This window comes from Pseudophaeobacter sp. C1-32P7 (assembly GCF_041008775.1).
GTDB lineage: Bacteria > Pseudomonadota > Alphaproteobacteria > Rhodobacterales > Rhodobacteraceae > Phycobacter > Phycobacter gallaeciensis_A.
In genome coordinates, this window is record NZ_JAXGFR010000003.1 from 224,454 (window position 1) to 240,908 (window position 16,455).

The window sequence follows — 16,455 nt, forward strand, 5'->3', positions numbered from 1 at the left end:
AAATGGGCTGCCTCATTTTTTCCTATATTCGGGTGCAATTTCGCCATTTGGCTAGAACAGTTTCGATTCCGAAAACAATGCTGTTGAAAAGGGAATCGCAATGCAACAGGAACCCATCGAAACCCGCACTGTTGGCGCCATTGAACCGGGCGTTCTGACCATGATCCGGGATGAGCGTGAAAAGGCGCTGAGCACCCGTGAATGGCAATTTCGCCTGCGTGGCTATGGCTATGGCATCAAGACGATCGAAGGCGAACAGATCCTGACCCGTCTGCCCCAGGGCATCGCGGTTGGCGTGTTGCCGCCGGAGTTTTTCTGAGCCCGCCCGCATCCCCCACGCATTGGTGACGGATGCGGTGCGGCCGAATTTGGCTCGGCAGCCTGATTACATGTCGCGGTCCGGCAAAGCGCCGCGCGCCGGAGCAGGCTCCCAGTTATCGATAATCTCCACGGCCTCTTGTGCCGTTTCGACGAACCGGAACAGATCAAGATCCTGTTCGGAAATGGTCCCGGCATCCGCCAGGGCCTCCCAGTTGATGATCTTTTCCCAGAACGCGCGCCCGAATAGAATGAAGGGCACCCGTTCCATGCGGCCGGTCTGGATCAGGGTGAGGCTCTCGAACAGCTCATCCAGGGTACCAAAGCCACCCGGAAAGACGGTGATCGCCCGGGCCCGCATCAAAAAGTGCATCTTGCGCACCGCGAAATAGTGGAAGTTAAAGCTGAGATCCGGCGTCACATAGAGGTTCGGTGCCTGCTCATGCGGCAGAACGATGCCAAGGCCGATCGAATGCCCCCCGGCATCGCTGGAACCGAGGTTCCCTGCCTCCATCACGCCCGGCCCGCCGCCCGTCACGATGACATTGTGCTGTCCAACAGTCTCCAGGGATGTCAGCGTCATCAGCCGGGCAAATTCCCGCGCCTCATCGTAGAAATGAGAAAGCTCCGCAAGGGTCTGCGTGCGGGCCTGCTCCTTGTTTTGCGGGCTGGGAATGCGCGCACCGCCGAACATGACGATGGTGCTTTCGATCCCCTTTTCATCCAGCAGCAACTGCGGTTTCAAAAGTTCCAGCTGCAACCGCACCGGGCGCAGCTCGTCCCGCAGCATGAATTCATTGTCGTCAAAGGCCAGCCGATAGGACGGGGAACGGGTCTGCGGCGTATGCGGCAGATGTTCGGCCCGGCTCCGGTCGGATTGGGCGTCGGGAAACCGGCTTTTGCGATCGTCGCTCATGTGAAAAGACCTGCATGTTATGCTCAACTGCTGCCATGTCTATCGTTGCCCTGCCTCCGGCGCCAGCCCGCACACACCGCTCGCCCCTTGCACCCGGAGCGAACTGGCGTAGTCTCCCGCCGAAAGACAAGAAAAGGCGGACGATATGGATTGGACAGGCGATATCGCAGCAGCGGCAGAGCGCATTCGGGACCACGTGCAGGTGACCCCCGTGTTGCAGACGAAAGGGTTTGATCTGGACCGGCCGATCGAGCTGAAGCTTGAACACATGCAGCATACCGGCAGCTTCAAGGCGCGTGGCGCCTTCAACACCCTGCTCAGCTGTGATGTTCCAGATGCAGGCATCGTCGCAGCCTCGGGCGGGAACCACGGCGCGGCCGTGGCCTATGCCGCCAGCAAACTGGGTCATCGCGCCCGCATCTACGTGCCCGAGATGGCAGGCCCCGCGAAAATTTCACTGATCCGCGACACCGGCGCCGATCTTCAGGTGGTGCCCGGTGCCTATGCCAATGCGCTGGAACTGGCGCAGGCCTATGAACAGGAAACAGGCGCCATGCAGGTGCATGCCTATGATGCGCTCGGCACCGTGGCGGGTCAGGGCACCTGTTTCGCCGAATGGCAGGATCAGGGGCTAAAGGCCGACACCGTGGTGATAGCGGTCGGCGGTGGCGGGCTGATCGCCGGGGCGCTGGCCTGGTTCAATGGCACCAAGAAGATCGTCGCGGTCGAACCCGACACCTCCTGCGCGCTCAATGCCGCCCTTGCCGCCGGGGCACCAATCGATGTTGAGGTTTCAGGCGTCGCCGCCAACGCACTTGGCGCCAAACGCATCGGGTCGATCTGCTATGATCTGGCGCAGGCGCGCGGCGTCACATCGGTAACGGTTCCGGACGAGGCCATCACCCGCGCGCAGCATGCCCTGTGGCGCGAGCGGCGCATCCTGACCGAACCGGCGGGCGCAACCGCACTGGCGGCACTGATGTCCGGCGCCTACCAGCCTGACCCTGGCGAACGTGTGGCCGTGCTGGTCTGTGGTGGCAATATCGCCCCAGATCCGCTGCAGCCGCAGGGCTAAGGCTTGCGGCAAGGCCAAAGGCACCCTATCGCAGGGCCATGACCGCCACGATCGCAGACAGGATCTATAGCGCGCTGAGCGAGCGCATCGTCACCGGGCAATTGCCCGCGGGCGAAAAGCTGCGTCAGGATCATATCGCCCGCGAATTCGACACCAGCCATGTGCCAGTGCGCGAAGCGCTGTTGCGGCTTGAGGCGCACGGGCTGGCGCGGTCAGAGCCGCGCCGGGGCACCCGCGTCAGCGCGCTGGATCCGGCCGAGATCCGCGAGGTGATCGAAATGCGGGTGGCGCTGGAGGTACTGGCGCTGACCCATGCCTTCCCCCGGCTCAGCGACGCCGACATCGAGACCGCCGACGCGGCACGCATCGCCTGCGACGAGGCCGAGGACATGGCAAACTGGGAACGGCTCAACCGGCAATTCCACCGCATCATCCTGGCGCCCTGCGGGATGCCGCGGCTGCTGGCCTCGATCGACGATTTGCATATCGCAGCGGCGCGGCACCTGTTTGCCAACTGGCAGCACCAGTGGCGGCAGCGCGCCGACAAGGACCACGCCGCCATCATACAGGCCATGATGCGCCGCGATGCGGCAGCAGCCTGTGAAATCCTGCGCCGCCACCTGCGCCGGGTGCGATAGATCGTCTGAGGACGCTCAAAGCCGCTGTTTCACCGCAATCCGCACATGACCTTCCCACCGAATACCGCTATGAAAGCGCGAAACGACATTCTTGCCGGAGATACACGCATGTCCAACGCACAGCTGGAAACCGCAATCGAAGCCGCCTGGGAGGCTCGTGACACCATCACACCCACCACCACCGGCGAGCAGCGCGAAGCAATCGAAGATACGCTTAACGCGCTCGACAGCGGCAGCTTGCGCGTGGCCGAAAAGCTGGAGAATGGCGACTGGCACGTGAACCAGTGGGCGAAGAAAGCCGTTCTGCTGGGCTTCCGCATCAAGGACATGGAAATCCAGTCCGGCGGCCCGCAGGGCTCTGGCTGGTGGGACAAGGTCGACAGCAAGTTCCTGGGCTGGGGTGAAAACCAGTGGAAGGCCGCGGGCTTCCGCGCGGTGCCGAACTGCGTCGTGCGCAAATCCGCCTTCATCGCGCCGGGCGTGGTCCTGATGCCCTCTTTCGTGAACCTCGGCGCCTACGTCGATGAGGGCACCATGGTCGACACCTGGGCCACCGTCGGCTCCTGCGCGCAGATCGGCAAGAACGTACACCTGTCGGGCGGCGTCGGCATCGGCGGCGTTCTGGAACCCATGCAGGCCGGCCCGACCATCATCGAGGACAACTGCTTCATCGGCGCCCGTTCCGAAGTGGTCGAAGGCTGCATCGTGCGCGAAGGTTCGGTGCTGGGCATGGGCGTCTACATCGGCAAGTCGACCAAGATCGTCGACCGTGAAACCGGCGAAGTGATGTATGGCGAAGTCCCGCCCTATTCGGTTGTGGTCTCCGGCTCCATGCCGTCGAAGAACGGCATCAACCTTTACTGTGCGGTAATCGTGAAGCGCGTCGATGCGCAGACCCGCTCCAAGACCGGCATCAACGAGCTGCTGCGCGACTGATCCCGGCCTGGACTGGCACTGTTTGAAACGCGCCCCCTCCGGGGCGCGTTTTTCGTTACAGGATACCCGGCAGATTCAGCTGGTGCTCACGCGCGCAGTCCTTGGCGATCTCATACCCTGCATCTGCGTGGCGCATGACGCCGGTGGCCGGATCGTTCCACAGCACCCGTGCGATACGGTGGTCGGCATCCTCGCTGCCATCGCAGCAGATCACCACGCCGGAATGCTGCGAAAAGCCCATCCCAACCCCGCCGCCATGGTGCAGCGACACCCAGGTCGCCCCCGAGGCGGTATTGAGCAGCGCATTCAGCAGCGGCCAGTCCGACACCGCGTCGGATCCATCCATCATCGCCTCCGTCTCGCGATTGGGCGAGGCGACCGAGCCGCTGTCGAGGTGATCGCGGCCGATGACGACCGGCGCCGACAACTCGCCATTGCGGACCATCTCGTTGAAGGCCAGCCCGGCCCGATGCCGGTCGCCAAGGCCGATCCAGCAGATCCGCGCAGGCAGGCCCTGAAAGGCGATCCGTTCCTCTGCCATATCAAGCCAGCGATGCAGGCCCTCGTTCTCGGGGAACAGCTCTTTCATCTTGGCGTCGGTCTTGCGGATATCCTCGGGATCGCCCGACAGCGCGCACCAGCGGAAGGGACCAATGCCCCGGCAGAACAGCGGGCGGATATAGGCGGGCACGAAACCGGGGAAGTCAAAGGCGTTTTCCAGCCCCTCCTCCAGCGCCATCTGGCGGATGTTGTTACCGTAATCGACGGTGGGAATGCCCATCGCGTGGAACTGGCACATCGCCTCCACCTGCACCTTCATCGAGGCACGGGCGGCCTTTTCCACCGCTTTAGGGTCTGTTTCTCGCTTCTGCTTCCACTCGCCCATGGTCCAGCCCTGCGGCAGGTAACCATTCACCGGGTCATGGGCCGAGGTCTGGTCGGTCACCAGATCGGGGCGGACGCCGCGCGCGACCAGCTCGGCAAAGACATCGGCCGCATTGCCCAGAAGGCCAACGGATTTTGCCTCTCCGGCGGCAGTCCAGCGGTCGATCATCGCCAGGGCCTCGTCCAGGGTCTCGGCCTTCTCGTCGAGGTATTTCGTGCGCAGGCGAAAATCGATGCTGTCGGGGTTGCATTCCACCGCCAGACAGCAGGCGCCCGCAAAGACCGCTGCCAAAGGCTGAGCCCCGCCCATACCGCCAAGGCCGCCGGTCAGGATCCACTTGCCACGCATATCGCCGCCATAGTGCTGGCGGCCGGCCTCGGCAAAGGTTTCATAGGTGCCCTGCACGATGCCTTGGGTGCCGATGTAGATCCAGGACCCGGCGGTCATCTGGCCGTACATCATCAGCCCCTTTTTATCGAGTTCGTTGAAATGGTCCCAATTCGCCCAATGCGGCACAAGGTTCGAGTTGGCGATCAACACGCGCGGCGCATCCTTGTGGGTCTGGAATACCCCAACGGGTTTGCCCGATTGCACCAGCAGGGTCTGATCTTCTTCGAGCGCGCGCAGGTTGTCGACGATCAGGTCGAAGTCCTTCCAGGTCCGCGCGGCGCGGCCAATGCCGCCATAAACCACCAGCTCGTGCGGGTTTTCGGCGACGTCGGGATGCAGGTTGTTCATCAGCATCCGCAGCGGCGCCTCTGTCAGCCAGCTTTTTGCGCTGATCTCAGGGCCGGTGGGGGGATAGATATCGCGGTTGTTCTTGCGGGGATCGCTCATGTCGGCCTCCAGGTTTTCAGATCGGTCAGAATGCGGCTCAGATGCGCCCGCAGCCGGTCAGCGCGGGCGTTGTCATAGGTCCAGGGCGCCTGTTCAAGGCAATAGCAGCGCTGCGCCAGTTCCATCTGGATCGCATGCAGGCCCTCGGACGGGCGGCCATAGTGGCGGGTGGTCCAGCCACCTTTGAAGCGCCCGTTCAGGATCGCGGTGTAGCCTTCTGCTGCCTCACAATGGGCCAGGGTCAGCGCCTCGATCGCCGGATCGCAGGTCGTGCCCATATTGGTGCCCACGTTGAAATCCGGCAGCGGCCCGTCAAAGAGGAAGGGAATTTCGCCCCGGATCGAATGGCAATCATAGAGAATGGCAAAGCCGTGCTGTGCCCTGACCCGCTCCAACTCTGCCCCAAGCGCGGCGTGATAGGGCGCGTGATAGGCGTCGCGGCGGCGGGCGATCTCTGTTTCGTCCGGCTCCGCCCCTTGTGTCCAGATCGGGCGCCCGTCGAAATCGGTCAGCGGCACCAGCGTCGTGGTGTTCTGCCCGGGATAGAGGCTGACACCCGCCGGATCGCGGTTCACGTCGATGACATAGCGATGGACCGGGGTGCGCACGGTGGTGACCTCTTCCACCAGCCCCGCGTAAAGGTCGTGAATATGCCAGTCGGTATCGGCCAGTGCCCGGCCCGTCTCGTTCAGCCCCGCCCGGATGCCCTCCGGGACGTCGGTGCCGGTATGCGGCAGCCCCAGAACCAAAGGAGCAGAGCCACGGGTAACCTCGATCATCGCACCACCTCGGTTCCGGCGGCCCGGGCGATGTCACCGCTGCGGATCATGGCGCTGGCGGCCTCAATCTCGGGGGCGAGGTAGCGATCTTCGGCGAGCGGCGGGATCTCCGCCCGCAGCGCCTGCAGCACTTCCGTCAGCCGATCAGAGGTCACCAGCGGCGCCCGCGCCTCTACCCCTTGGGCGGCGCAGAGCAATTCGACGCCAAGGATCACAGACAGATTCGCGTTCATCCGCCCCAGCCGCAGTGCACCATGGGCGGCCATCGACACGTGATCCTCCTGATTGGCAGAGGTGGGGGTGGAATCGGTTACGCAAGGATTGGCCAGATGCTTGTTCTCGCTCATCAGGGCCGCCGTCGTGACCTCGGCAATCATGAAACCGGAATTGAGCCCCGGATCGGGGGTCAAGAAGGGCGGCAGGTCAAAGGACAGCGACGGATCCACCATCAGCGCCACACGGCGCTGCGCGATGGCACCGATCTCCGCCACAGCGAGGGCAATCTGATCAGCGGCGAAGCCAACGTATTCGGCGTGGAAATTGCCGCCCGACACGATCTTTCCGGCCTCGACCAGCACCAGCGGGTTGTCGGTGACCGCGTTTGCCTCGATCTCCAGCGTTGCGGCAGCCATCCGCAGCACGTCCAGCGCCGCGCCCAGCACCTGCGGCTGACAGCGGATGCAATAGGGATCCTGCACCCGGCTGTCGCCGTCACGGTGGCTTTCGCGGATCTCGCTACCACTCATGATGGCGCGCATCTCGCGGGCCACGTCAATCTGACCCGCATGCCCCCTGAGCGCGTGAATATCCGCGATCAGCGGCGCGGTGGACCCCATGATCGCATCCGTTGTCAGCGCCGCCACCACGATGGAGGCTTCGGCCAGACGCCAGGCATCAAACAATCCGGCAAGAGCGCAGGCGGTGGAAAACTGGGTGCCGTTGATCAGGCCCAGCCCCTCCTTTGGCCCCAGAACGATCGGCTCCAGCCCCGCCAGTTCCAGCGCCCTGGCGCCGGGCATGCGCGCCCCGTCATAGGTAGCCTCGCCTTCGCCGATCATCACCGCCGCCATATGCGCTAGCGGTGCCAGATCGCCCGAGGCGCCGACAGAGCCTTGCGAGGGCACAACGGGAATGACCCCGCATGCCAGCATAGCCTCGATCTGGGCGATCACCGACCAGCGCACACCGGAGGCGCCCCGTCCCATCGAGAGCAGTTTGAGCGCCATCATCAAGCGGGTGCGGTCTGCAGGCAGCGGATCGCCGACACCGCAGCAATGGCTGAGGATCAGATTGCGTTGCAGCGTGGCGGTGTCTTCCGGCGCGATCCGGGTCGAGGCGAGTTTGCCAAATCCTGTGTTGATGCCATAGATCGGCGCATCACCCGCTGCGGCGTCGGCCACCATCCGGGCTGCAGCCTCGACAGCGGGGCGCGCCGCCGGGTCCAGCCGGACCGGGGTGTCAGAGCGATACAGGGTTTCGAGCGTTTGCAGCGTCACCGCGCCCGGGGTCATCTCAATCATGGTCTGCCTTCGAAAATACGTGCGTGGAGCGGGTTGAAACCGATGCGATAGGACAGTTCGGCCGGGCGACTGACGTTCCAGATTGCCAGATCGGCGCGCAGGCCCGCCGCGATGCGGCCCCGGTCCGAAAGGCCCAGCGCCTGCGCCGCGTGGCAGGTCACCCCGGCCAGTGTCTCTTCCGGGGTCATGCGGAACAGGGTGCAACCCATGTTCATCGCCATCAGGAGCGAGGTCATCGGCGAGGAACCGGGATTGCAGTCCGTTGCCAGCGCCATCGGCACGCCGTGGTCACGAAACAGCGCGATGGGCGGCGCCTGGGTTTCCCGGATCGTGTAATAGGCACCGGGCAGGATGGTCGCGACACTGCCTGCCCCGGCCATTGCCGCAGCATCCGCCGCATTGGCATATTCAAGGTGATCGACCGACAGCGCCCCATAACGCGCGGCCAGCGCAGTGCCGCCCTGATGGCTCAGCTGCTCGGCATGCAGTTTGACCGGCAGGCCCAGTTCCTGCGCGCAGGCAAAGACCTGTTCGATCTCTGCCGGGGAAAAGGCGATGTTCTCGCAGAAACCATCCACCGCATCGACCAGTCCTTCGTCATGGGCCGCGCGCAGGGTGGGCAGGCAGGCCTCCTGCAGATAGGCCCCAGCGCGGCCGGTGTATTCCGGCGGCACGGCGTGGGCGCCCAGAAAGGTCGTGATGACTGTCACCGGGCGCATCTGCCCCAACCGACGGGCGGCGCGCAGCATTGTCAGCTCAGCCTCGCGGTCCAGCCCATAGCCGGATTTGATTTCGACCGTGGTGATCCCTTCGGCGATCAGCGCATCCAGACGCGGCAGGGCGCTCGCAACCAGTTCCTGTTCTGACGCGGCGCGAGTGGCCGAAACGGTCGAGACGATGCCGCCCCCGGCACGGGCGAGTTCTTCGTAAGATGCGCCGTTCAGACGCATTTCGAACTCCTGCGCCCGGTCACCGCCGAATACCAGGTGGGTATGGCAGTCGATCAACGCGGGCGTCAGCAGCCGCCCTTCGAGATCCTGCCGGTCCCAGTCTGCGTAAGTATCAGGCAGGTCAGCCTCAGCTCCGATCCAGTCGATCAGGCCATCCTTGATGGCGACAGCCGCTGCGGAAATAAGCCCATAAGGCGCGTCCCCCTGCACCAGCGTGGCAGCAGGTCCTCCGGTCAGCACGTATCGGGATGCGTCAGTCATCAGCCCCTCACAAAGTTCTTGATGCAGGATTGATATGAGCATATTCATATTATGTCTATACATAAGGTGATCAGATGCAGACAATTTTTGCACGGCAGGCCCGCACCCCATCGGGATGGGTCCAGAACGTCCGGCTGAGGATTGAGAATGGAGCCATTGCAAAGATCACCGCCAATGCGGCGCCCGGCGATGGGGATGCCCGCGTCGACACACTGTTGCCGGGGCTGGGCAACCTGCACTCGCATAGTTTTCAGCGGGCGATGGCGGGGATGAGCGAATACCGCGCCGCCGGGCAGGACAGTTTCTGGACCTGGCGACAGCTGATGTATCGCTTTCTCGACCACCTCAGCCCTGAGCAGTATCAGGCCATCGCTGCGCTGACTTTCATGGAGATGCTTGAGGCCGGGTACACCGCCGTGGGTGAGTTCCACTATGTCCACCACCAACCCGGTGGCGCCCTATATGACGACCCAGCCGAGTTGAGCAACCGGGTCTTTGCCGCCGCTGGCGAGACCGGTATCGGCCTGACGCATCTGCCGGTTTTGTATTCCTATGGCGGGGCTGGGCAGCAGCCTCTGACAGGTGGGCAATTGCGGTTCGGCAATTCGGTGGACGGGTTTACCGATCTTGTGGCGCAGGTTCGCAGAAATGCTGACCGAGACCTGCCCGCCGACACCCGCGTTGGCATCGCTCCGCACTCCCTACGTGCCACCAGCCCCGAAGATCTGGCAGAGGTCCTGAAGATCCAAGACGGCGCGCCAGTCCATATCCATATCGCCGAACAACCCGCCGAGGTGAAGGATATCCAAGACTGGCTGGGCGCTCGTCCTGTCGAATGGCTGCTGAACAACGCGCCGGTGGGCAAGGACTGGTGCCTGATCCACGCCACCCATATGACCGAGGCGGAAACGCGGACGATGGCCACATCAGGCGCGGTCGCGGGGCTGTGCCCGATCACCGAAGCAAATCTGGGCGATGGCCCGTTTAATGGGGCGGAGTATCTGGCGCATGGCGGACGCTTCGGGATCGGATCGGATTCCAATATCCGCATTGCCCTGCCCGAAGAACTGCGCCAGCTGGAGTATTCCCAGCGCTTGCGCGATCTGGCCCGCAACGTGATGACCCCGGGACCGGGATCCGTCGGTGACACCCTGTATCTGGGCGCCGCCCGGGGCGGGGCGCAGGCGCTGGGCCGCGCCGCCGGACAGATCGAAACCGAGGCGCTGGCCGATCTTATTGCCGTCGACACCTCTCTGCCTGCTCTCTGTGCGCTGACGCCCGAACAACTGCTGGACGGTCTGTGCTTCGCCGCGGGTGACGGCGCCGTCACCGATGTCTGGAGCGCCGGGCGTCATCAGGTGAAACAAGGGCGCCACGTGGGCCGGGAGCAGATTCTGGCCGCCTTCCGCGACACAGTGCAGTCCTTGCGCGCCGCACTCTGACCGCGCGACTTTACAAAACGCGCCCGGGCGCCGAGAACGGATCGACCCTTTCGCCACAACCAACAGCAGGACAGCCGGTGCAGCCACAAAAGAAAACCAGTTTTCAGGATATCCGGGACGAGGTGCTGCGCCGCATTCAGGACCGGGTTTGGGATCAGGGTGCCCTACTCCCCACTGAACAGGAGTTGTCCGAGGAATTCGGCTGCGCCCGCGCCACGGTGAACCGCGCGCTGCGCGAACTGGCCGAACGTGGCATCATCGACCGCAAGCGCAAGAGCGGCACGCGCGTTGCCATCGCGCCGGTGAAACAGGCGCGGCTGGAAATCACCGTAACCCGCCAGCAGGTCGAAGACATGAACGCGGTGTATCGCTACCGGCTGGTCAGCCGTGCCGCCGTGCCTGCGCCGGGGTGGCTGTCCTCGCAGATGGGGCTGACGGCGGGGGCAGAGGTCCTGCATCTGCAATGCATGCATTACGCCGACAACAGCCCCTTTCAGTTCGAGGACCGCTGGATCAATATCGACGCGGTGCCGGATGTCGCGGAGGCGGATTTTTCGCAGACCGGGCCGAATGAATGGCTGCTGTCACGGGTCCCCTTTTCCAATGCTGAAATCACCCTGTCCTCGGTGGCGGCGGATGCGGCGCTGGCCGGGTTCCTTGGCACGCAAGAGGGCACGCCGCTGTTCCTCATGGAACGGGCAACCTGGTTTCAGGAGCAGCCGGTGACCTTTGTCCGGATGCATTTTCACCCGGGCTACCGGATGCGCACCCAGTACTGACCCCGCACCTGCCCCTCAGCCAGCCTTCAAAAGCAGCTGGCTTTCGTATCCTTTCAGCGCCGGACGGGCAGCGGGGCCGTAGGCGGACCAGTCGCCGCCGATGAGGTTCAGGATCTCGGCCCGCGTTTCACCATCAAAACTGGCAGCGGTTTCAAGGCCGGGATGATAGCTTTCGCTGTCCAGCCCGTTGCCCCGGATGATCTCATGCCGGTCAAACAGCAGGTGCACATAGGTCACCGGGCCGCCATCACGGCGCATGCGGATGCTGTCGCCGTTTACCAGATCCTTGGCCTTGACCAGAACCTGCGGCGCACCAAACAACAGCTCTGCCCGATCCGAGGACACAAGAACCCGGTGGCAGGGCGACAGCTCTAGCGCAGCGTGATCGCCCAGCGCGCCTGCGGCCAGAACCACCGGCGCATCGGCGCCCTCTGCGCGGCGGTGGCTGCGGCCGACCCAGCGCAGCGGCTGCAATCCATTGTCACGGGTATGAACCAGAGTACCCGGCTCCAGCTTCTCCACCGGCTGCGGCCCCGCGGCGGTATCAATCAACGTCCCGGCCACGAAACAGGGGACCGTGGTCATTTTCACCAGACCCGTGTCGGTATTCCCCAGCCCATCGGCAACCGTATAGGTAAAAGTCGTGGTCTCGGGATCGTCGACATCATCCTGCGCGGCAATGTCAAAGGTGCCATCGTCATTCAGGGTGATGCGCTGGCCGCCCGACAGGGTGACGGTGCTGCCCGCCACCACCGGCTGGCCGTTGATATGGGTGATGGTCAGCGTCGTGCCGGGCGTGTGGCTGTCATTGGCCAGCACATCCAGCGTGTCCGAACTGCCCTCATCCAGCGTGATTGCGTCATCCCCTGCCACCAGCGCGGTCTGGATAGAGTCCCCAGCGATCAGCAGGTTGGAATCGTATTTATCATCACCCGCATCCGCGATGCCGATCTTGATCGAGTTCACCTGCCCCGGCTTGACCGGCGCGGTCAGCGTCAACGTGATGGTGAAGCCGTCCATTTCGGTATTGTAGGTGTCGTCATGCTGGTTGTTGTCGACATAAAGATCCTGGTTCGACCCATCGTTGATATTGTCGATGGAAATGTCACCGCTGCCGATCGTCAGCTCGGCCTGCTCGCCGTTGACCCAGACCCCGACCGCGTCGTTGAACCCCTTGTTGACGTACTCCAAATACTCTTCCGAGGAGAACACGAACTGCATGGTCAGCGTCGAGCCCGCCGGAATAAAATTCGCCTCGAACACCGCCGCATCATAGGTCTGCATACCCGCCAGATCGGTCAGGTCGGAATCGCCCGCTTCTCCGTGGCGAGTCGTGGTCCGCGAGCTGGTGTTCACGTCACCGCTGCTGTTGGTCACATCCGTCACATTGCCAGTCGACAGGATCACGCCGGTGTCCGAGGGGGTGATCTCGGAGGCAACCGTGTCGCCATCCGAATAGATGCCTGAGGCGTCTTTGGCGCCTGTGTAGCTGGCATTGAGAACGGTAATTCCGCTGCCGAACATCGCATCCGCCATCTGCGCCGCAGAGGCTGAGGTATCGACGGGCAACTCGGATGCAATGGGCATAAGATCGGTCCTGAAAAAGCATGAGCAAAACAGAAAATCGGCCCGGCACGTGAGAACCGGCCCCGCCTCCCTTAGCAGACCCGGAGTTGAGGATCGGTAAACCAGCGCAAATGACAGCCTCGCAGACCACTTCTGCAGGCTCTAAGACGATTGACCGCGCAGCGCGCCCCGCGTATGGCCTGCGCCATGGAAAAGAAGAAACCCTCCCGCCAGCAGGTCTATACGCTGCTGGTTCAGATTGGCCGCAAAGAAGGCGACGGGCTGCCCGATGGCGCCTCGGGCGCTGCGCTGATGGTCTATGCCTCCGGCGTGGATGAAGCCGAAGCCGTGCGTGAAACGGTGGCGATCCTGAAACAGGCCGACACCGCGCCGCTGGATGTGACCGGATATGGCACCCTGGCCGAGCGCGAAGCCGAAGGTCACGAGATCGGAGAGGAAGAGCGAGAGCTGATGGACCGCGCACTGGCGGAGAACGCCGTCATCGTCGCTCAGATGACGCCGTTCTTTGACGGGGAAGAACCCACCATCCACTGAACGCGTACCCGGGGGTCCAGATCACCTCGATCCGCCGAACCAGCGTTTATAAAGCTGATCATAAGTGCCGTCTTCTTGCAGTGCCAAGAGCGCGCGGTTGGCTTCTTCCGTGTGTTCTGAGCCCTGCGGGAACAGAAGACCGTAATTCTCCCGCAGGAAAGCAGACCCAATGGTGCGCCCGTGGGCCTCGCCTTCGTGTGTGACGTAGTAATTCAGCACCGGCGCGTCAAAGACCACCGCGTCGATCTTGCGCCCCTCAAAAGCTTCGATCAGCTCTTCCAGTCCCGGGTAGCCATAGAAATCGATATCCCGCCGCTGCAGGAAGCCCGATGCCGTGGATCCCTCGATGGTGCCGACCCGCTGCCCATAGAGGTCATTGACGGAATTCACCTTGCCGGTGATCGCCTCGACCGTCATCGCCGTGGTGATCTTTGCGACAAAGACCGACACCACGAACAGCGATGAAATCACCAGCAGCACCCCGAACAGGCGACCGATGGGGGTGCGGGGGACGCGCTCTTCAAAACCGCCATTCACCACCAGATTCAGCGCCCACCAGAAGGACGGAAACCAGGCTTCTTTCAGCGGTCGGTCGAAATAGGGCTGGGCGCGGCGTTCGAATGTCCACATCAGCATGCCACCCCCGAACAGCAGCAGGAACGCCAGACCGATGGCAATCGCCAGATCCCAGGACAGCATGGCCCGCCACAGCGACGGCGCCCGCACGTCCTCGGCATGCACCATGATCTGCAGCCCGCTTTCGAACACTGGCTGGCTGAAATCCATTTCGGTTTCGCGCGCCGCCGTGATCGAGATATTGGCCGCCGCCATATCCACCGTGCCGTTGCGCACGCCCTCCAGCATCTCGGCAAAGGTCTCGGTCCGGTTGATCTCGTAGTTCCAGCCAAGGCGATCAGCCATCGCCTCCACCAGCTCGATCGAGAATCCGGTATCGACCCCATTTTCCACCATTGAAAACGGCGGCCGCGTCACGGTGTTGACCGTCAGCATCTGGGCCAGGCTAACCTGTCCCCAGAGGGCAAACATCATCAATAGAAGAAGACGGAAGAAAGACACGTCGAAATCACGACCCTGGATTAAGGAAATCAGAAATGTCTTAGGCCGGATAATAGCATCACGCAAGCGTGATGCCGCGCGCTCCCCTCGGGTCATGCTCTGCCCTGCCCAATGGCGCGGCACAGGAGGCAGACTTCTTGCTCAGCCGATCTGCATAGCCGACAGCAAACGCCCCTCAGCCCCGGACAGGGCCCGCCGGGCCGCAGGTCCATAACCGGTGCCGGTTTCCGGGTCCAACTCGGGGAACAGGGCGCAGATTTCATCCAGCACCCTCCGTTCGAACAGGTTCGGGGTTTCCGGACCGGGCAGGAAGCTTTCGCTGGGCAGGTCCTCAGAATAGATCACCTGATGGCGGTCGAACATCAGGTGGACATACTCCACCTCGCGGCAGGGAGAGGGCCGGACCGTTCTGTCATTGATCAGATCCCGCGCCGTCACCAGAACCTCGGGTTCGCCAAACAAGAGTTCCGCCGCAGCGCCGCGCACCAGCACCCGGTGCTGCGGAGAGACGGACAATGTCCGGTGCGCGCCAAAGCTGCCCGCAGCAATCCGTACCGGTGCCAATTCCCCGGTCCCGGCAACCCGGCGCGATCCGGTCCAGCGCACCGGCTGCGGCCCGTCATCGCGGGTCATGACCAGATCCCCGGGCATCAGGCTCTCCACCGGCACTTCGCCGCGCGGGGTGCGGATCAGCGTCCCTGCCACAAAGCAGGGGATCGAAGTCGCATTCACCACCCCGGTATCTGAATTGATCCCATTGCTGACGGTATAGGTGAAGGTGAAATCCTCCACGTCGCCATCCCCGACCAAGGTCAGCGTGCCATCACCGTTCAGCTCGACCGTCTGCCCGGTGCTCAGCGTCACCAGCGATCCTGCTGTGACCGCGACACCATTCAGATGGGTGATCGTCAGCGTGCTGCCCGACACATTTGTATCATTTTCCAGCACATCGATCGTCTTGCTGCCGTCGGCCTGCACGTGCGCCAGATCCGTCTGCGCCACCAGATCTGTCTGGATCGAATCCCCGGCAATCAGAAGGTTACTATCGTATTTGTTGTCGCCCACATCGGCGATACCGATGCGCAGGGTGTTCACCTCATCCGGGTTGACCACCATCGTCAGCGTCATGGTGAGCGTCAGCCCGTCCATTTCGGTGTTATAGGCATCGCCGGTATTGTCGAGATAGAGGTTCTGATTGTTGGTAGAACTGACAGTGTCCGGGTTGGCGGTGTCGCTACCCACCTCCAACTGTACCTGTTCGCCATTGATCCAGACCGAGACCGAGTCCTGATAGATCGAATCCTGGTATTCCGGAAATTCCTCGGACGAAAAGATGAACTGCATCGTCATCACGTCCGCATCGGGAATGAAACTTACATCCAGATAGGAGGCATCATAGGTCCGCGCGCCAGCAGCCGCGTTGAAATCGGCGTTGTCGTTCTCACCGCTGGTATTGGTGGACTGGTTGGCCCGCTGGTTCGCCTCGCCGCTGGAATTGGTGTAGTCATCCGCGCGGCCCGTCGACAGGATCACCCCAGTATCGCCCGGCGTTGCACCGGGGGCTATTGTATCGCCGCCCGAGTAGATTGCAGAGGAACGACTGTCGCCGGAATAGCTCGCGCTGACCACCGTGACGCCGGTGCCAAAGATCTCTTCCGCCATCTGATCGGCAGACGCCGCCAGATTGTAGTTCAGTTCAGACGCTGCCACCATTGCCCTGCCCTCACTCATAACGATGAGACAGACCATCCGGCGCATTGAAACGCCTTTTCGGCGCCATGCGGGGTAAAGACCCTTCCGGGTCCTGTTTTCCGGGATGCAGTGGCCACATGGACCTGTACTGCGCGTTGGTGACCTGCCTCAGGTCTTCTTGGTTAATGGATTATTAACACGATTCTTTTTGCCTGTCCCCGCCTCTGA

General features: G+C 62.9%; 15 protein-coding genes. 7 read left to right on the forward strand and 8 right to left on the reverse strand.

All coding sequences use genetic code 11. From position 1 onward, the window contains the following. Positions 1-100: 100 nt before the first annotated feature. On the forward strand, positions 101-319 hold the full coding sequence (locus SM763_RS05995; protein ID WP_065272181.1) for a hypothetical protein: 219 nt from the start codon (positions 101-103) through the stop codon (positions 317-319). A 66-nt stretch (positions 320-385) separates the two neighbouring features. Here the strand turns inward: SM763_RS05995 and SM763_RS06000 are convergent, their stop codons facing one another. Next, the gene (locus SM763_RS06000; protein ID WP_368997972.1) at positions 386-1,234 is read right to left on the reverse strand and encodes an LOG family protein; all 849 of its coding nucleotides are present in this window, start codon (positions 1,232-1,234) and stop codon (positions 386-388) included. A gap of 145 nt (positions 1,235-1,379) precedes the next feature. Between SM763_RS06000 and SM763_RS06005 the strand changes: the two genes are divergently transcribed. The 3 genes from SM763_RS06005 (at position 1,380) to dapD (ending at position 3,883) form a co-directional block, all read left to right on the forward strand. Next, positions 1,380-2,309: a threonine/serine dehydratase gene (locus SM763_RS06005; RefSeq protein ID WP_368997973.1), complete on the forward strand. Its 930-nt coding sequence runs from the start codon at positions 1,380-1,382 to the stop codon at positions 2,307-2,309. 38 nt (positions 2,310-2,347) lie between these two features. Further along, the gene (locus tag SM763_RS06010; RefSeq protein WP_368997974.1) at positions 2,348-2,947 is read left to right on the forward strand and encodes a GntR family transcriptional regulator; all 600 of its coding nucleotides are present in this window, start codon (positions 2,348-2,350) and stop codon (positions 2,945-2,947) included. A gap of 108 nt (positions 2,948-3,055) precedes the next feature. Beyond that, positions 3,056-3,883 (forward strand): 2,3,4,5-tetrahydropyridine-2,6-dicarboxylate N-succinyltransferase, encoded by an 828-nt coding sequence (gene dapD, locus SM763_RS06015; protein WP_368997975.1) that lies wholly within the window; start codon positions 3,056-3,058, stop codon positions 3,881-3,883. A 55-nt stretch (positions 3,884-3,938) separates the two neighbouring features. On the opposite strand, the gene hutU is transcribed toward dapD, so the two are convergent. Genes hutU through hutI form a run of 4 tightly spaced genes read right to left on the reverse strand, consistent with a single transcriptional unit; the run spans position 3,939 to position 9,116 of the window. Further along, entirely contained in the window at positions 3,939-5,606 is a 1,668-nt protein-coding gene (gene hutU, locus SM763_RS06020; RefSeq protein WP_368997976.1) for a urocanate hydratase, read from the reverse strand. Further along, positions 5,603-6,385, reverse strand: coding sequence for an N-formylglutamate deformylase (gene hutG, locus SM763_RS06025; RefSeq protein WP_368997977.1), 783 nt, complete (start codon positions 6,383-6,385; stop codon positions 5,603-5,605). Before hutG ends, hutU begins: the two co-directional genes overlap by 4 nt. Continuing rightward, positions 6,382-7,905 carry a histidine ammonia-lyase gene (gene hutH, locus SM763_RS06030; protein WP_274831665.1) on the reverse strand — a complete coding sequence of 508 codons (1,524 nt, stop codon included), beginning with the start codon at positions 7,903-7,905 and terminating at the stop codon, positions 6,382-6,384. Before hutH ends, hutG begins: the two co-directional genes overlap by 4 nt. Further along, positions 7,902-9,116, reverse strand: coding sequence for an imidazolonepropionase (hutI, locus tag SM763_RS06035; protein ID WP_368997978.1), 1,215 nt, complete (start codon positions 9,114-9,116; stop codon positions 7,902-7,904). Before hutI ends, hutH begins: the two co-directional genes overlap by 4 nt. A 74-nt stretch (positions 9,117-9,190) precedes the next feature. Between hutI and SM763_RS06040 the strand changes: the two genes are divergently transcribed. Together SM763_RS06040 and hutC are read left to right on the forward strand one after the other, a co-directional pair. Beyond that, entirely contained in the window at positions 9,191-10,558 is a 1,368-nt protein-coding gene (locus tag SM763_RS06040) for a formimidoylglutamate deiminase (RefSeq protein WP_368997979.1), read from the forward strand. A 77-nt stretch (positions 10,559-10,635) separates the two neighbouring features. After that, positions 10,636-11,337, forward strand: a complete 702-nt coding sequence (hutC, locus tag SM763_RS06045) for a histidine utilization transcriptional repressor HutC (protein ID WP_274829401.1) — start codon at positions 10,636-10,638, stop codon at positions 11,335-11,337. A 15-nt stretch (positions 11,338-11,352) separates the two neighbouring features. On the opposite strand, the gene SM763_RS06050 is transcribed toward hutC, so the two are convergent. Continuing rightward, positions 11,353-12,924 carry a choice-of-anchor L domain-containing protein gene (locus tag SM763_RS06050; protein ID WP_368997980.1) on the reverse strand — a complete coding sequence of 524 codons (1,572 nt, stop codon included), beginning with the start codon at positions 12,922-12,924 and terminating at the stop codon, positions 11,353-11,355. Positions 12,925-13,110: 186 nt separating this feature from the next. Here SM763_RS06050 and SM763_RS06055 point away from each other — a divergent pair, with 186 nt between their 5' ends. Next, complete coding sequence (locus SM763_RS06055; RefSeq protein WP_065273666.1) at positions 13,111-13,458, forward strand: DUF8846 family protein; 348 nt, start codon at positions 13,111-13,113, stop codon at positions 13,456-13,458. Between the two features lie 21 nt (positions 13,459-13,479). On the opposite strand, the gene SM763_RS06060 is transcribed toward SM763_RS06055, so the two are convergent. After that, positions 13,480-14,508, reverse strand: a complete 1,029-nt coding sequence (locus SM763_RS06060) for a transporter substrate-binding domain-containing protein (protein ID WP_065272171.1) — start codon at positions 14,506-14,508, stop codon at positions 13,480-13,482. 168 nt (positions 14,509-14,676) lie between these two features. Then, positions 14,677-16,248, reverse strand: coding sequence for a Hint domain-containing protein (locus SM763_RS06065; RefSeq protein WP_368997981.1), 1,572 nt, complete (start codon positions 16,246-16,248; stop codon positions 14,677-14,679). Positions 16,249-16,455 lie beyond the last annotated feature (207 nt).